Origin of the sequence: Pseudomonas migulae NBRC 103157 (assembly GCF_002091715.1) — a bacterium.
In the GTDB taxonomy this organism is placed as follows: domain Bacteria; phylum Pseudomonadota; class Gammaproteobacteria; order Pseudomonadales; family Pseudomonadaceae; genus Aquipseudomonas; species Aquipseudomonas migulae_A.
This window is the reverse complement of the sequence record NZ_BDAG01000034.1, coordinates 39,328-55,846: the sequence shown is the minus strand read 5'-3', so window position 1 is coordinate 55,846 and position 16,519 is coordinate 39,328. Positions and strand designations below refer to the sequence as shown.

The 16,519-nt window shown below is 60.1% G+C and carries 16 protein-coding genes; 5 read left to right on the top strand and 11 right to left on the bottom strand.

What is annotated here, in order from left to right:
* Window positions 1-37: 37 nt before the first annotated feature.
* A complete protein-coding gene (locus tag PMI01S_RS22760) occupies window positions 38-1,228 on the bottom strand; it encodes an MFS transporter (RefSeq protein ID WP_084322368.1) in 1,191 nt (396 codons plus the stop codon).
* Between the two features lie 92 nt (window positions 1,229-1,320).
* Here PMI01S_RS22760 and PMI01S_RS22755 point away from each other — a divergent pair, with 92 nt between their 5' ends.
* Window positions 1,321-1,860 carry a TetR/AcrR family transcriptional regulator gene (locus PMI01S_RS22755; RefSeq protein WP_084322367.1) on the top strand — a complete coding sequence of 180 codons (540 nt, stop codon included), beginning with the start codon at window positions 1,321-1,323 and terminating at the stop codon, window positions 1,858-1,860.
* A 238-nt stretch (window positions 1,861-2,098) separates the two neighbouring features.
* Window positions 2,099-5,569: a hybrid sensor histidine kinase/response regulator gene (locus tag PMI01S_RS22750; RefSeq protein WP_084322366.1), complete on the top strand. Its 3,471-nt coding sequence runs from the start codon at window positions 2,099-2,101 to the stop codon at window positions 5,567-5,569.
* 16 nt (window positions 5,570-5,585) lie between these two features.
* Here the strand turns inward: PMI01S_RS22750 and PMI01S_RS22745 are convergent, their stop codons facing one another.
* Window positions 5,586-6,950 carry a DNA recombination protein RmuC gene (locus PMI01S_RS22745; protein ID WP_167362949.1) on the bottom strand — a complete coding sequence of 455 codons (1,365 nt, stop codon included), beginning with the start codon at window positions 6,948-6,950 and terminating at the stop codon, window positions 5,586-5,588.
* A gap of 175 nt (window positions 6,951-7,125) precedes the next feature.
* Complete coding sequence (locus PMI01S_RS22740; RefSeq protein WP_084322364.1) at window positions 7,126-7,449, bottom strand: SEL1-like repeat protein; 324 nt, start codon at window positions 7,447-7,449, stop codon at window positions 7,126-7,128.
* Between the two features lie 986 nt (window positions 7,450-8,435).
* Here PMI01S_RS22740 and PMI01S_RS22730 point away from each other — a divergent pair.
* The 3 genes from PMI01S_RS22730 (at window position 8,436) to PMI01S_RS22720 (ending at window position 10,834) form a co-directional block, all read left to right on the top strand.
* Entirely contained in the window at window positions 8,436-8,660 is a 225-nt protein-coding gene (locus PMI01S_RS22730) for a hypothetical protein (protein WP_008031832.1), read from the top strand.
* 275 nt (window positions 8,661-8,935) lie between these two features.
* Window positions 8,936-9,418 (top strand): hypothetical protein, encoded by a 483-nt coding sequence (locus tag PMI01S_RS22725; protein ID WP_084322391.1) that lies wholly within the window; start codon window positions 8,936-8,938, stop codon window positions 9,416-9,418.
* A gap of 144 nt (window positions 9,419-9,562) precedes the next feature.
* On the top strand, window positions 9,563-10,834 hold the full coding sequence (locus PMI01S_RS22720; protein ID WP_084322363.1) for an OmpP1/FadL family transporter: 1,272 nt from the start codon (window positions 9,563-9,565) through the stop codon (window positions 10,832-10,834).
* Between the two features lie 174 nt (window positions 10,835-11,008).
* Here the strand turns inward: PMI01S_RS22720 and PMI01S_RS22715 are convergent, their stop codons facing one another.
* From PMI01S_RS22715 to cobU, 8 genes are all read right to left on the bottom strand, one after another.
* On the bottom strand, window positions 11,009-11,560 hold the full coding sequence (locus PMI01S_RS22715; RefSeq protein ID WP_084322362.1) for a glutathione peroxidase: 552 nt from the start codon (window positions 11,558-11,560) through the stop codon (window positions 11,009-11,011).
* Window positions 11,561-11,615: 55 nt separating this feature from the next.
* Entirely contained in the window at window positions 11,616-11,738 is a 123-nt protein-coding gene (locus tag PMI01S_RS32090; RefSeq protein WP_255326122.1) for a hypothetical protein, read from the bottom strand.
* Window positions 11,735-12,943, bottom strand: a complete 1,209-nt coding sequence (locus PMI01S_RS22710) for an MFS transporter (protein ID WP_084322361.1) — start codon at window positions 12,941-12,943, stop codon at window positions 11,735-11,737. Before PMI01S_RS22710 ends, PMI01S_RS32090 begins: the two co-directional genes overlap by 4 nt.
* Window positions 12,944-12,995: 52 nt before the next feature.
* Window positions 12,996-13,400, bottom strand: coding sequence for a MarR family winged helix-turn-helix transcriptional regulator (locus tag PMI01S_RS22705; protein WP_084322360.1), 405 nt, complete (start codon window positions 13,398-13,400; stop codon window positions 12,996-12,998).
* Window positions 13,401-13,589: 189 nt separating this feature from the next.
* On the bottom strand, window positions 13,590-14,321 hold the full coding sequence (locus PMI01S_RS22700; RefSeq protein ID WP_084322359.1) for an adenosylcobinamide-GDP ribazoletransferase: 732 nt from the start codon (window positions 14,319-14,321) through the stop codon (window positions 13,590-13,592).
* Between the two features lie 2 nt (window positions 14,322-14,323).
* Entirely contained in the window at window positions 14,324-14,899 is a 576-nt protein-coding gene (gene cobC / locus PMI01S_RS22695) for an alpha-ribazole phosphatase family protein (protein WP_084322358.1), read from the bottom strand.
* The gene (cobT, locus tag PMI01S_RS22690) at window positions 14,896-15,951 is read right to left on the bottom strand and encodes a nicotinate-nucleotide--dimethylbenzimidazole phosphoribosyltransferase (RefSeq protein ID WP_084322357.1); all 1,056 of its coding nucleotides are present in this window, start codon (window positions 15,949-15,951) and stop codon (window positions 14,896-14,898) included. The genes cobC and cobT overlap by 4 nt, the downstream gene beginning before the upstream one ends.
* Window positions 15,948-16,469, bottom strand: a complete 522-nt coding sequence (cobU, locus tag PMI01S_RS22685; protein ID WP_084322356.1) for a bifunctional adenosylcobinamide kinase/adenosylcobinamide-phosphate guanylyltransferase — start codon at window positions 16,467-16,469, stop codon at window positions 15,948-15,950. Before cobU ends, cobT begins: the two co-directional genes overlap by 4 nt.
* Window positions 16,470-16,519: the final 50 nt, after the last annotated feature.

The following is a 16,519-nucleotide window of genomic DNA, read 5'->3' as shown; positions in this document are numbered from 1 at the left end:
CCGTCGAGATGAATGGCGCTGCCAAGGCTAGCGATCATTAAACATCGACGCTACAGACTTTGATGGACTGCTGACGCATCAACCCGAGTAACGCACCGACAGACAGGATGATCAGCACCACGCCATAACCATCGGTGGTCGCCACCAGGCCAAACGTCCGCGTCAGACTCCCCGCCAGCAACGACGGCAAACAGAACGCCAGGTAACTGAGCACATAAAATGCCGACATCAACCCTGCCCGCTCATGGGGCAGCGCCAGGGGTACCAGACTGCGCACTGAGCCAAGGAAACCGGCGCCGAATCCGCAACCGGCCACCAGCGTGCCAAGGAAAAACAAAGGCAGGCTTGCGCTGTGCACACCCAGCAAAAGCAACACGACGCCAGTTGGCAGGAACGTACCGCCCAACCGCAGTGCCTTCGCGGCGGGTTGGTGACGCAGGGTAAAGATCATCAGCGCGCCGGTCAGGGTCAATGCTGCGACTGCCGCCCCACCTATCAGATTCGAGGTCGAGCCGGTGGCCGTGCGTAGCAGCGAGGGCGAGAGCGAGGCATAAAAACCGCCGAGCGCCCAGGTCGAGAGATTCAGCGGCAACACCCGCCACAAGGTGGCGCGCGCCTGCGTCGGCACATGCAGGGTTGGACGCAACGAGGCCCATGCCCCCGGTTGCGGACTGACGCTTTCTGGCAGGCGCCAGACGTACAGCGCCTGCATCACAAACAGCGCAATCAGCACCCAATAGGTCAACTGCAACGGCAGCGGCGCAAACTCGGCCAGCAAGCCGCAGCCCATGCCACCAATCGCCATGCCGAGCAGCGGCGCAACGCTGTTGACCAGCGGCCCCTGCTGACGATCGGTGTCCAGCAGCGCGGCGCTCAATACGGCGGTGGCCATCCCGGTGGCAAAACCCTGAAGGACCCGCGCACTGATCAACCACGCCACGCTGTCCGCATTGATAAACAGCAGCATCGCCAGCAGATTAAGTATGACGGCCGTGAAAATGACCGGCTTGCGGCCCAGATGATCCGAAAGCGAACCGACTGTCAGCAGCGCCGCCAGCAAACTGATGGCGTAGACGCCAAAAATCACGGTCAGGGTCGCTGCCGAGAATTGCAGCTGCTCCTGATACAAGTGATACAACGGCGTCGGCGCCGTGGAAGCGGCGAGAAAACTCAGTAAAGTGATCGCCAGAAACCACAGGATTGAACGGTTGGAAGCTTTATTCGACATGCGCACACCCCCACAAAAGCTAATTTTTTGCTTTTGCGGAGTGTGCTACTCGCTAACGCTTAAAGCAAATTCTTTGTGTTAAGGTCCGATGCATGGCTATTAAAGAAGGTTTACGCCCCGGCGGCCGCAGTGCCCGGGTGCAAGAGTCAATTCATTCGGCCGTCCGAGCGCTCCTTGAAGAACAGGACCGCGCCACCGTGACCGTCCCGCAAATCGCTGCACGTGCAGGCGTTACACCGTCGACCATTTACCGGCGCTGGGGCGATTTATCGGCGTTGCTGGCAGATGTCGCCCTTGCGCGCATGCAGCCCGACAGTGAGCCGGCCAACACCGGCAGCCTGCGCGGAGATGTGCGGGCGTGGGCGGAGCAGTACCTGGACGAAATGAGTTCCGAACCTGGCCGCAACATGTTGCGCGATGTGCAATCGAGTCTGACACCGGGCTTTTGCGCGACGCTCATTGGCGGGCAGTTGCAGACGATTCTGGATCGCTATCCTGACCAGCCGAAACCGAGTGTTGACCGACTGATCAATCTGGTAGCGGCGCCTTCGGTGTTTCGCATTCTGTTTTCGAAGGCACCGCTGGAGGTTGAGGAGCTGCATAGGTTAATCGAAATTGCGTTGAGTCAGTGAGGGCCCCTTCGCGAGCAAGCCCGCTCCCACATTCAACCGAGTTTTCCCATAAGAATGCAGTCGAATGTGGGAGCGGGCTTGCTCGCGAAGGGGCCCAAAAAAACACCTCAGAGACATCTGCCCCACCGCCTGCGACACCCCACCACGCCACGACCTTGGTCGACACTGACTAACTTGGACGGTCGTGCGAGACTGTCTGTCCGGGCGGGAGTCCCGGTGTCTTTTGTCTGGAGTTCCCATGTCGCTGTCCAGCGGGCTGATCGCCGCCGTCGCCCTGGCCTATATGGCCATCATGTTCGCCATCGCCTTCTACGGTGACCGTCGCAGTGCGCCGTTGCCGCCGCGGGTGCGCGCCTGGGTGTACAGCCTGTCGCTGGCGGTCTATTGCACCAGCTGGACGTTCTTTGGCGCCGTCGGCCAGGCCGCCGAACAACTCTGGTCGTTCCTGCCGATCTACCTCGGGCCGATCCTGCTGTTGGTCTGCGCACCGTGGGTCCTGCAAAAAATGGTGATGATCAGCAAGCAGGAGAACATCACCTCCATTGCCGACTTCATCGCCGCCCGTTATGGCAAATCCCAGTCACTGGCGGTTGTCGTGGCGTTGATCTGCCTGGTCGGCGTGCTGCCTTACATCGCGTTGCAGCTCAAGGGCATCGTGCTCGGGGTGAACCTGCTGATCGGTGCCGGTGCCGACGCCATGGGCACTCGCGCCCAGGACACGGCGTTGATCGTGTCGCTGGTGCTCGCGTTGTTCACCATTGTGTTTGGTACGCGCAACCTCGACGCCACCGAACACCACCGCGGCATGGTGCTGGCGATTGCGTTCGAGTCGCTGGTCAAGCTGTTCGCGTTTCTCGCGGTCGGCGCGTTCGTGACCTACGGCCTGTACGACGGTTTCGACGACCTGTTCGATCAGGCAATGCTCGCACCGCGCCTCGAAGCGTATTGGAAGGAAACCATCAATTGGCCGTCGATGGTGGTGCAGACCGGCGTGGCGATGATGGCAATCATCTGCCTGCCCCGGCAGTTCCACGTGACGGTGGTGGAAAACATCGACCCACAGGATTTGCGCCTGGCCAAGTGGGTCTTCCCGGCGTACCTGGCGCTGGCGGCCTTGTTTGTCGTCCCGATCGCTTTGGCCGGTCAGATGCTGCTGCCCAGCTCGGTGTTGCCGGACTCGTTCGTCATCAGCCTGCCACTGGCCCAAGCCCACCCCGCGCTGGCGATGCTGGCCTTTATCGGCGGTGCCTCGGCGGCGACCGGCATGGTGATCGTGGCCAGCGTTGCGTTGTCGACCATGGTTTCCAACGACATGCTGTTGCCTTGGTTGCTACGCCGCAATAACGCCGAGCGGCCGTTCGAAGTGTTCCGCCAGTGGATGCTTTCGGTGCGCCGCGTCAGCATCGTGGTGATTCTGCTGCTGGCCTATGTCAGCTATCGCCTGCTGGGCTCCACCGCGAGCCTGGCGACCATCGGCCAGATCGCCTTCGCCGCCGTGACCCAACTGGCACCGGCCATGCTCGGCGCGCTGTACTGGAAACAGGCTAACCGCCGCGGCGTGTTCGCCGGCCTCGCCGCCGGGACATTCCTGTGGTTCTACACGCTGATTCTGCCAATTGCCGCCCACAGCCTCGGTTTGTCGTTGAGCAGTTTCCCCGGCCTGGCCTGGCTGCACAGCAACCCGCTGAACCTGCCGCTCACCCCGCTGACCCAAGGCGTGGTGTTGTCACTGGCGGCCAACTTCACCTTGTTCGCGTGGGTATCGGTGCTTTCGCGCACACGGGTTTCGGAACACTGGCAGGCTGGCCGCTTCATCGGCCAGGAAATCAGTGCCCGCCCCAGCGCCCGCTCGATGCTGGCGGTGCAAATCGACGACCTGCTGCAACTGGCTGCACGGTTTGTCGGTGAAGAACGCGCCCGTCAGAGTTTTATCCGTTTCGCCTATCGCCAGGGCAAAGGCTTCAACCCGAACCAGAACGCCGACGGTGAATGGATCGCCCACACCGAACGCTTGCTGGCCGGTGTTCTCGGCGCCTCTTCGACACGTGCCGTGGTAAAAGCCGCCATCGAAGGTCGGGAGATGCAACTCGAGGATGTCGTCCGAATCGCCGACGAAGCCTCGGAAGTGCTGCAGTTCAATCGCGCATTGCTGCAAGGTGCGATCGAAAACATCACGCAAGGCATCAGCGTGGTCGACCAGTCATTGCGACTGGTGGCGTGGAACCGGCGTTATCTGGAGCTGTTCAACTACCCGGACGGCTTGATCAGCGTCGGCCGGCCGATTGCCGACATCATTCGCTACAACGCCGAACGCGGTCTGTGCGGTCCTGGCGAAGCCGAAGTACACGTCGCCCGACGTTTGCACTGGATGCGTCAGGGCCGCGCCCACACCTCTGAACGACTGTTCCCCAATGGCCGTGTGATCGAGTTGATCGGCAACCCGATGCCGGGTGGCGGTTTCGTCATGAGTTTTACCGACATCACCGCGTTCCGCGAAGCCGAGCAGGCGCTGACCGAAGCTAACGAAGGCCTGGAGCGGCGAGTCACGGAGCGCACGCACGAGCTGTCGCAACTGAACGTGGCACTCACCGAAGCCAAGGGCACCGCCGAGTTGGCCAACCAGTCGAAAACCCGTTTCCTCACGGCGGTCAGTCATGACCTGATGCAACCGCTGAACGCCGCGCGACTGTTTTCTGCAGCCCTGTCCCATCAGGACGACGGCTTGTCCAGCGAAGCGCAGAAACTGGTCCATCACCTGGATTCGTCATTGCGCTCGGCCGAAGACCTGATCAGCGACCTGCTGGACATTTCCCGCCTGGAAAACGGCAAGATCAACCCGGATCCGAAGCCGTTCGTGCTCAATGAACTGTTCGACACGCTCGGCGCAGAATTCAAGGCGCTGGCCCGGGACCAAGGGCTCAAATTCAGGGTTCGAGGCAGCGCGTTGCGGATCGACAGTGACATCAAACTGTTGCGACGGATCTTGCAGAATTTCCTGACCAACGCCTTCCGCTACGCCAAGGGGCCGGTACTGTTGGGGGTTCGTCGGCACCAGGGTGAACTGAGCCTGGAAGTCTGGGACCGAGGGCCGGGGATAGCGCAAGACAAACTGAAAGTGATATTCGAAGAATTCAAGCGCCTGGACAGCCACCAGACCCATGCCGAGAAAGGTTTGGGCCTGGGACTGGCGATTGCCGATGGACTGTGTCGCGTTCTCGGTCACACCCTGCAAGTACGCTCCTGGCCGGGGCGCGGCAGTGTATTCAGCGTCAGCGTGCCGTTGGCCAAGGCGCAAATCCCGGCACCGGCCAACGTCACCGAGCTCAACGGCAAACTCATGAGCGGCGCGCAGGTGCTATGCATCGACAACGAAGACAGCATCCTCATCGGCATGAACAGTTTGCTGACCCGTTGGGGTTGCCAGGTCTGGACGGCGCGCAATCGCGACGAATGCGCGGCGCTGCTGAACAATGGCATGCGTCCGCAACTGGCGCTGGTGGATTATCACCTGGACGATGGCGAGACCGGGACTGACTTGATGGCCTGGTTACGGACCCGCTTGGGCGAGCCGGTACCTGGCGTGGTGATCAGCGCCGATGGGCACCCGGAAACGGTGGCTCAGGTGCATGCGGCGGGGTTGGATTATCTGGCGAAACCGGTGAAACCGGCGGCGTTGCGGGCGTTGTTGAGTCGGCATTTGCCGTTGTAGCTGCGATCTTTTGATCTTACTCAGGCAACTCGGCCAACCCATCGACATCGGTCATCGCCCGCTCCAGCAGATCCGCCGGCAGACTTTTGCTCGCTCGCGCGCCCAGCAACTTGAGCTGCTCGCTGCGACTGACCAGATTGCCGCGGCCTTCTGTCAGCTTGTTGCGCGCAGAACTGTAGGCCTTGTCCAGTTGCTGCAAGCGATTGCCGACTTCATCCAGGTCCTGAATGAACAACACGAACTTGTCGTACAGCCACCCTGCCCGCTCGGCGATTTCCCGGGCATTCTGACTCTGACGCTCCTGCTTCCACAGGCTGTCGATGACACGCAGGGTGGCCAGCAACGTGGTCGGGCTGACGATCACGATGTTGCGGTCGAAGGCTTCCTGAAACAGGGTTGGCTCCGCCTGCAACGCCGCGGAAAATGCCGCTTCGATGGGCACGAACAGCAAGACGAAATCCAGGCTGTGCAAACCATCGAGTCGCTTGTAATCCTTGCCGGCCAGGCCTTTGACGTGAGTGCGTAACGACAGCACGTGCTGCTTGATGGCGATCTGGCCAATGGCATCGTCTTCCGCCGCCACGTATTGCTGATAAGCCGTCAGGCTGACCTTGGAGTCGACCACCACCTGCTTGTCACCCGGCAAATAGATAATCACGTCTGGCTGGAACCGCTCACCGTCCGGACCTTTGAGATTGACCTGGGTCTGATACTCGCGCCCCTTCTCGAGGCCGGCGTGCTCAAGCACTCGTTCAAGAATCAGCTCGCCCCAGTTGCCCTGGGTTTTCTGGCCTTTCAAGGCGCGGGTCAGGTTGGTGGCTTCGTCGCTCAGGCGCAGGTTCAGTTGTTGCAGGCGCTCCAGTTCCTTGGCCAGCGAGAAGCGCTCACGCGCCTCGGCCTGATAACTTTCCTCGACACGTTTTTCAAACGACTGGATGCGTTCCTTCAAAGGATCGAGCAACTGGCCCAGACGCTGCTGACTGGTTTCGGCGAAACGCTGCTCGCGCTCGTCGAAGATCTTGCCCGCCAGCTCGGCGAACTGGGCACGCAATTCGTCTCGCGAGCCTTGCAGGTCGCTGAGGCGCTGCTGATGGCTTTCCTGCTGCTCACGCAGCTCGGCGTTGAGGGAGGCGGCCTGGGCGTCCAGACGCCGCAACTCAGCCTCTTTGCCGGCGCGTTCGATGTTCCAGGCGTGGGCGGCATCGCGGGCGTCATCGCGCTCGATCTGCAACAGTTCGACTTCACGGCGCATCGCGGCAAGGTCTGCCTGTTTGGCGGCGTTGGCCAGTCCCAGATCAGCGATTTCGTCACGGCAGGATTCGAGTTGGGCGTTCAACCCATCCTGGGCCAGTTGGGCCATGGCCAGACGCTCTTCCAGCAGCGCAACATCCGACTGCGAGGCGCTCGCCCGGCGCTGAAGTTGCCAGGCCAATGCCAACAACGGCAGTGCAGCTCCCGCCAGACCGAGCAATATGCTGGTCAAGTCCATCGCCATCGCCATTCCTGCCCATTCGATAAAGCTTGAAGGTTAACCAAGGTGTCAGGTCTTGGACAGCTCAGTCTTCGATCAGACCCAGTTCCTGTTGGGCTCGTCGATCCCCTGCCCGCGCGGCCTGACGCAAAAGGTCCTGGCCGATACGACGATCCCGGGCATTCCCGCATTCGCGGCACATCAACCGGCCGAGACGGCTTTGCGCAGCCACCACACCTTCGCGGGCCGGTTGCTTGAGCAAACGCCCGGCGAAGTGTTTGACGTTGCTGTTTTCACCCAGGCGCGGGCTGTCGAGCAGCCACTCGGCCACACGCATCGAAAATCGCTTGGGCGGGGGAACACGGGGAGGTGTAGAGGTAACGGAATCTGATACTGAGCGAAACTTCATAAAGCACTGTGGGGCAGATCGGAAGGCGCGCCACTCTACTCTTTTTTTCTTACAGGTAAAGCCTAAAAAACCCGGCACGCCCGTGCTAGAGCAAGCGCTCGGGACAATCCACAGAAGCTGTGGATAACTCAGTGGACAACCGCCCCTGAACTCTCGCAAAGCCCTGTGGAATGGGGCTCGCAGTCAAACTGACGATTTTTTCACCAGTAAAAAAAAGCGATGTTTTTCATTGACTTAAATTTTGGTTACAGGCACCCACTGTGCTTGAAGGCAAGATGACAGTGGGGTGACAACGCGCGCAACTTATGTGCACAAGTACCTTCGCGGCAGTTATATCGATGCGCCCTTTCGGCGCATTTTGTTACCCGGCCTGGGGATAAACCTTGGCAAACCCTTGATCCAGGCTGACCTGGCCCGATGAACGTGACCGACCGACTGTCGGATTTTGGGGCTATAGCAGGGCAAAACGGAGGGTCAATACCATCAATGAGTCCTTGGGGGTCGGCGTGCACGCAGAGGTTTTTTGCTAACACACTTCCATTCGGCAATTCAATCCGTTACTATCCGCGGCGTTAGTACCAAGCTGAAAGTCAATTCTGGTCGAACAAATCCTCCCGGTCAGCCTTCCCAAAGGAAGCCTCTACCGAACAAGCGGGATCGACCACCTCGATGGTTTCCAGGTAAACCTTGCGTCAACACTGCCTTTGAATCGAAAGCAAAGGGTGTTGCGAAGCTCACTTACTCTGACCGAACCAGCCTGCAAATTGATCAGGATCTTCACCCCGGGCCCAGAACCTTTGCCCTTGATGTGTTGCCTGCCCTCCTAAGTACCTACCTGCCAGCCCAAGCGCGCCAATTTAATCAGCGCTTCAAACTGGCTGCTTTGTTCCAGTCGGGTTCTTCGTTCGACCAATGGTGGTCGTCGTCACTGGAACGTTTTAATTTTGCACGGTTCTTATCCGTGTCGCTTGTAGGAACACCCATTAATGACTACTCAAATCCACACCCAGGATGCCATCCGCACCCTAACCAATGCTTTTGCACCAATGAACTGCCTGATCATGGCCGCTCGCAAAGGCTGCTTCAGCTTCACACTGGTCAACGAACACGGCATCGCTCGTCACAGCGAACGCCTGTACCCCGATCAATACTCCAGCGCCGAGCCGCTGCAGGCCGTGATCGAGCGTACCCGTCAGGCACTGGTTGCCTGATACGCCACAAAGGCTGAAAACCTCAGAAGCCTCGCTGAAAAGCGGGGCTTTTTATTGCCCGATATTTCTCTTTGCGTGTCCGCCGCGTAAGCACTAACCGATATAACGGTTATAACTGGCCGCCGGAAATATTTTAAAAACAGTCCTTTACAGCGCGAATATGACACTACACTTCAACTCAAGCGGCTCAAGCCGCTTCCGGCGAGCCTGATTCGATCCACCCGCTGCCAACGCTACCTTCAGGACTCGCCGACCACTTCATGTTCGAGGGTTTTATGGGTATCGCTGCCAGCGAACTGTGCCGTTATGTGATACGTCCGACATTGATTTACCTTGGGCGCCATAGCGCAACCGCCGAATCCCTGCTGCTGGGCATCGCCGCCAGTCAGTCAGCGCTGGGATCCGCCCTTCACGATCGCCGTGGACATGGCCTGTACCGAATCGCCGAACCCCGCCACCAGGCACTCTGGGACCATTACCTGGCACTTGATCCGGAACGCGCCAGCCTGGTCCGCGGCCTGGCCAGCCAACATGCTTTTCTGAGCGGCCCCCACCTCGAACTGACCGTCAACCTGCGTTATGCCACCGCCATCGCCTGGCTGCTGGTCGAAGAACAGAATACTCCGCTCCCCGAATCAGACGACCTGCTGGGAATGGCCCGCATCTGGCGCCAGACCTTCCAGCCTCAAGGACGCCTGAGAGACTTCACCTATGCCTGGCAAACTTGTGTTTCACCACTGAACCAGGTCGCCTGCTGATCCCCCTTTCCGAAGATCGCGCAACATGCCGCGAATTTGGTCGGATTGTCCTACAAAACCGCTCTAAATCAAGCATTACAGCCTATGGCGCTGGGACGAAAATGTTGGTAATTTCCGCCCCGGTGATCACCAGGAGTTCTAATAATGAAAAAAGTAATGCTCAAAACCACCCTTAGCCTTGCCGTTGCCGTGGCATCCACCCAAATCTTCGCAAGTGGTTTTGCCCTCAACGAACAAAGCATCAGCGGAATGGGGACAGGTTTTGCCGGGCGATCCTCTGCTGCCGACGACGCATCCACCGTTTTTGGAAACCCTGCCGGCATGGCTCGCCTCAAGCGCGAACAAGTGACTGGTGGTGTTGCATTTATCGACGCACATGCTGACATCAGTGATGCCAGCTCCCGCCCTAATAGTGGTACCAACAAAGGTGACATGGTCCCTTTCATGGGTGTCCCTATGGGTTACTACGTCAAGCCAATCGATGACCATTGGGCATTCGGTATCGGTGTATACGCACCGTTCGGCCTGGTGACCGACTACGAGAACAACTTTGCCGGCCGTTATTTCGGTAGCAAGAGTGAAGTCAAAATCGTCACCGTGCAGCCAACCGTCAGCTATGCCTTCAACGACAAGGTGTCGATCGGTTTCGGTCCGACCATCAACCGTATTGACGGCACCCTGGAATCGAACCTGTCGGCCACGCAGGCCCGTCCAGACGGCAAAGTCAAGATCGAGGGTGACGACACTGCTCTTGGCTACAACTTCGGTATCCTGGTTCAAGCCACCGATAGCACTCGCGTCGGCCTGACCTACCACTCGAAAGTGAAATACAAGCTCGAGGGCAACACCAAGGTCGACTACCAACTCTTCGCGCTGCAGGGTCAGAACCCGAGCCAGAAGTACGACGCATCGCTGGACATCACCACGCCTGAGTCGGTCGACTTCTCGGTGACTCATCAGTTGGACGATCAATGGACTCTCTACGCAGGCAGCACCTGGACTCGCTGGAGCCGCCTGAAAGAGATCACCGTCGAGAACGAAGGCGTCCCAGCTGCCCTGCGTTCCCAGTTCGGCACCATCACCGAAGAACAGAACTGGCATGACACCTGGGCTCACGCCATCGGTGCTTCGTATCAGGTCAACAAGCAATGGGTCCTGCGTACCGGTTTCTCTGTCGATCAGGCACCGACCAACAACGAGAACCGTTCCCCGCGCATCCCGACTGGCGATCGCAAGATTTTCAGCCTGGGCGCCGGCTGGAGCCCGACCGAGGACCTGACCATCGACGTCGCGTATTCGTACCTGATGGAAGAGTCGGTCAAGATCAACGAGACCAACGCTCGCAACCAGAACTACACCGCCAAGTATGAGAACTCGGCGAACGGTTTCGGTGTTGGTGCAACCTACCGCTTCTAATGATTCCCGGCGAACCTGAACCACTCGCCGCCCGAATCAAAAAGCCCCGCTCTCTTGTACAGAGGCGGGGCTTTTTTGTAGGAGCCGGCTTGCTGGCGATCCAGACGCCGCGGTTAGCAGGCAAACCGCGTGATCGTTCATCGCCAGCAAGCCGGCTCCCACAAATGGAATGGATCAGGGTTGCGAGGCCAGCGCCTTTTCCACAGCCTCGATAAACTTGGGGTCATCAGGCTCGGTCAGGCTGGAAAAATTGGCAATGACTTTGCCCTTGCGATCGACCACGTATTTGTAGAAGTTCCACTTGGGCTCATCGCTTTGTGCAGCGAGCACCTGGAACAGGTGAGCCGCGTCATCACCGCGCACTTTCTGCGGCTCGGTCATGGTGAAGGTCACGCCATAATCCACGTAGCACACCTTGGCGGTCTGCTCAGCGTCCCTGGACTCCTGCTTGAAGTCATTGGAAGGCACACCGATTACCTCCAGCCCCTGCGCTTTGAAACGCTGATTCAGCGCCTCCAGGCTTTTGAACTGCGGGGCGAAACCACAAAAGCTCGCGGTATTGACCACCACCAGCGGTTTACCGGCGAAGCGCTGGCACAAGTCGATCGTTTCCTTGGCGCGCAGCTTGGGCAACGAGCCTTGCAACAGCTCCGGGCACTCGCGGGCTTGTGACAAGCCGGTAAACGCCATCAGTAACGCGGGAACGGCAAGCCAGCGCATCAGCATGTCCATGCCTCCTTGAAAAGTCGTCTGAAACGAACTTACTCGCCCTCACGTCATGCTAGCAAGCGCCCATGCCCAATTGCATCAACGCCAGCCCGCCCTGATGCCAACCCCACCACACCAGGGACAGCAGCAAGACGCCGCCCGCCGTTATGGCAATCCGCGGCCAGAGGTTGTTCATGTCGCACTCATCCGGGTTTGCAGGCGCTCCACCGGCCGCTCACGCACCGGCCAGTTCAAGGCAGCGGCCAACAGACTCAAGAGAATCGCTACCTGCCAGATCAAGTCATAGCTCCCGGTCCGGTCATACACCACCCCGCCCAACCAGCCACCGAGGAATGATCCGAGCTGGTGAAACAGGAAAACAATCCCACCGAGCATGGACAGATTTCGCACGCCAAACAAGGTCGCCACGGTGCCGTTGGTCAATGGCACCGTCGACAGCCACAGGAAGCCCATGGCCATGCCGAACAGATAAGCCGTGGTCGTCGTGACCGGCGCCCACAGAAACAGCGCAATCACCACGGCCCGCACCAGATACAGACCGGTGAGCAAACGCGGCTTGGACATCCGTCCGCCGAGCCAGCCTGCTGTGTAAGTCCCGAAGATGTTGAACAAGCCGATCAGCGCCAGCACGGTGGTTCCGACGGAAGCAGGCAGGTGCTGGTCCACCAGATACGCCGGCAAGTGCACGCCGATGAACACCACCTGGAAACCGCAGACAAAAAAGCCGAACGACAACAGCCAGAATCCTGAATGAGAACAGGCTTCGCGTAGCGCTTCGGTCAGCGTTTGCTCATGACCGAGGACCGGCAACGGATTGTCCTTGAGCATGCTCACCAACGGCACGATCAGCGCCACCAGCAGGCCCAGCACCAGCAATGCCGCCGACCAGCCGAGCCAGCCGATCAACCCCAGCGTACCGGGCAACATGGCGAACTGGCCGAAGGAGCCGGCGGCACTGGCAATGCCCATGCCCATGCTGCGTTTCTCCGGCGGCACCGCGCGGCCGACCACGCCGAGGATCACCGAGAACGAAGTGCCCGACAGACCGAGACCGATCAACAGACCGGCGCTCAACGACAAGGTCACAGCCGAGTCCGACATGCCCATGAAAACCAGGCCCAATGCGTAGAGTACGCCACCGACCAGCACCACTTTCGCCGCGCCGAAGCGGTCGGCCAGCGCGCCGGTGAAGGGCTGCGCCAGTCCCCAGATCAGGTTCTGCAAGGCGATGGCAAATGCAAACGTCTCGCGCCCCCAGCCAAATTCGGCACTCATGGGCGCCAGGAACAGCCCGAAGCCATGTCGCACTCCCAGAGACAACGCAAGGATCAGCGCACTCCCCACCAACACCCAACCGCAAGTACGCCACATCGATGTCATTCTTATTCTCCGGTAGCGGGTATATACCCGCTTAAGATCGGAAAAACCGGCGTCAGGCCAGTTCGTCCAGCAGCTTCAGCAAGATTTCGCGTTTTTCGGCACCCAATCGGTCAACCAGTCGCTGTTGCGCCGCCTCCCAGGCTGGCAAAGCCGCAGTCAGGCGTTCAGTGCCGGCCTCGGTCAGCTTGACGATGCGATTGCGCATGTCTTCGCCCTCGACCAGCCTGACCAGGCCTTCGCCCTCCAGCACTCGCAGATTACGACCGAGGGTGCTGCGGTCCAGGCCCATGGCTTCCGCCAGGACGGAAATACTTGGTGCATTCAGACGCTGCAGATTACACAGCAAAGAATACTGGGCAACGTTGATTCCGAAGCCGTCGAGAGCGCCGTCGTAATGCCTGCTGACGCCACGGGCGGCGCGGCGCAGGTTGATGCATAAACATTGGGATTCGAGCATGGTGCGTGTATATACCCGCGAGTGTGTTAAATCAAGTTACAGATGGGGTTCGTTCACAGTATTGAAGTGTCTGGCAGACCGCCTTCGCGAGCAAGCCCGCTCCCACATTTGATCACCGGCGTTTACAGTAGAACAAATGTGGGAGCGGGCTTGCTCGCGAAGGGGCCGAAAAATCCCGCACAGAAACCATCAGACCAACGCCAGCCCCACCAGCACAGCAACCTCCAGCAATTCCAGCAACGCCCCCGCCGTATCGCCCGTCGCCCCGCCCAATCGCCGAAGCATCACTTGCCGCAGCCAACCGAAAACCAGCGCCGCCAACACCACAGCAAAAACACCACTGAGCCCGGCAATCAGCACACAACCCAACGCACTGACCGCCAGCACCCACTTGCCCGCCAATCGCGGAAGATGATCCGCCAGCGCCTGCCCCAGACCACCGGCCCGCACATATGGCGTGGTCAGGAACAACCCCAACAACGCGGCACGGCCAATCAACGGAACGATGATCAGGAAAACGCTGTGCTGCTGCTCGATCAATGCCAGCACCGCGGCGAACTTGAGCAGCAACACCAGCACCAGCGTCACTACCGCGATCGGACCGCTGCGCGGATCTTTCATGATCGTCAGTGTGCGTTCACGGTCGCCGAATCCACCGAGCCACGCGTCAGCGCTATCGGCCAGGCCGTCGAGGTGTAACGCGCCGCTGAGCAACACCCAAACCGTCAACAACAACGCTGCGTGCAGTAACAACGGTGTGCCGAACAACACCTCGTTCAGCGCCCACAAAATCGCGCCAAACAGCAGCCCCACCAACGGATAAAACAGCAGCGAACGCCCCAACTCCTGAGGCGCCGGCATGCCCGGCAGACGAATCGGCAGGCTGCTCAAAAATTGCAGGGCGATCCAGAACGGCAGCATGGTCAGCTCGCTTCCTTGAGGATGACGCCAGTCTCGACGCTCAGAGAAAACAGCGCACCATGCGCAACTTCAACGTTGAGCAACTGCTCACGCGGCAAGCCTCGTGCCTGCGCCAGCAACAAACGCATGACGCCGCCATGACTGATCACCAAAACACGTTCGCCCGCATAAGCCTCATGCAACCGAGCGACGGCCGCCAATACCCGCGTCGAAAAATCCTCGACCCGCTCCCCTTGAGGTGGCGTAAACGAATAAGGGTCGGCCCAGAACAGGCCCAACGCTTCGGCATCGGTTTCCATCAACGCCGCCGCGTTCTGCCCTTCCCACGCACCGAAATGCAGTTCCTGCAGATCTTTATCCAGCTGCACCGGCAAACCCAGTTGCGCCCCGAGCTCTTGCGCGAACCGCGCACAGCGTTGCAACGGCGAACTGACCAGTCGATCCCAAGGTCCCTGCTCGACCACCGCCGCGCGCATCTGCGACCAACCTGTGTCTGTCAACGCATCGTCGAGGCTACCGCGCAGGCCGCCGCCGAGTTCGGTTTCACCGTGGCGCAACAGGTCAAGGCGCAAGGTCATGCCGGACGGTCCGCCACGGCCGCTTCGGCGAACGTCGCCATTTGTCCGTGAAGGTCGCAGGCCAGACGCAGCAGCGGCACGGCCAACGCGGCGCCGCTGCCTTCGCCCAGACGCAGGCCGAGGTCGAGCAAGGGTTCGGCGTTCAGGGTTTCCAGCACATGGCGATGACCCGGCTCGGCGCCGCGATGACCGAACAACAGCCACGGCCGGCAGTCAGGATTCAAGCGCACCGCCACCAACGCGGCGACGCTGCAAATGAACCCGTCCACCAGCACCGCCACGCCTTCCTGGGCACACGCCAGATACGCACCGACCAGCGCTGCAATTTCGAAACCGCCGAGGTTGAACAGGGTTTGCAGTGCATCGCCACGCTGAAAGCTGTGCAAGGCCAAAGCGCGCTCGATGACCTGAGCCTTATGACTGACGCCTGCCGCGTTGAGGCCGGTGCCCGGCCCAGCCAGGTGCACCACCGGACAATCCAGCAAGGCACAGGCCAACGCACTGGCCGACGTGGTGTTGCCGATGCCCATCTCGCCGCCGATGAACAACTGCGCGCCCGCCGCAATGGCGCGCCGCACGCTGTCGCGACCGGCCTGCAAGGCAAGTTCACCCTGGGCTTGAGTCATGGCCGCGCCGTCGACAAAATTCGCGGTGCCGGCACCGATGTTCAAGTGGCGCACGCCCGGCAGATTCAACGACGGCGTCACCGTGCCGAGGTCGACCACTTCGAGGGACGCGCCGAGTTGGCGCGCCAGCACACTGATCGCCGCGCCACCGCTGACAAAGTTGTGCAGCATCTGCCCGGTAACTTCCTGGGGAAACGCCGATACGCCTTCGGCGACGACGCCATGGTCACCGGCAAAAATCGCGATCCACAGCTGATCCAGGCTCGGTTTGACCTGCCCCTGCAACCCGGCCAATTGCACCGCCACCGACTCGAGTCGCCCTAGGGAACCGGCGGGCTTGGTCAGCTGCTGTTGCCGCGCCTGGGCCTGTTCGACGGCGTGGGCGTCAACCGGCTTGCATGGGTTCAGCCACCAGGATTGGGTCATAACGCAGTTCCTTTCAAAGTCAGGGGCAGGCCGGCGACGGTCAGGACAACTCGCTGACAGCGCTCGGCCAAGGCTTGATGCAGCCAACCGGCCTCATCGACATAGCGGCGAGTCAATTCGCCCAGCGGCACGACACCCATTCCGGTCTCGTTGCTGACAAAAATGATTTCGCCCGGCAATTCAGCCAGGCAGTCCAGCAAGGCTTCACGCTCGGCGGTCAGGCGCCCGGTGTCATCGAGCATCAGTAGATTGGTCATCCACAAGGTCAGGCAATCCACCAGCAGGCAACGATCGGCTCGGGCGGTTTCGCGCAGGACGCGGGCGAGTTCAACGGGCTCTTCGATCAGCGCCCATTCGGCCGGACGGCGTGCGCGGTGATGGGCGACCCGTTCGTTCATTTCACCGTCCAGCGGTTGGCTGGTGGCGATGTAGGTCACGGGCAGGTGGCTGTCTGCTGCCAGTTTTTCGGCCAGACGACTTTTGCCGGAGCGGGCGCCGCCGAGGATCAGTTGCAGCATGGTTCATTCCTTAAAATCTTTGGTGTAGCAACTGCCGCCTTCGCGAGCAA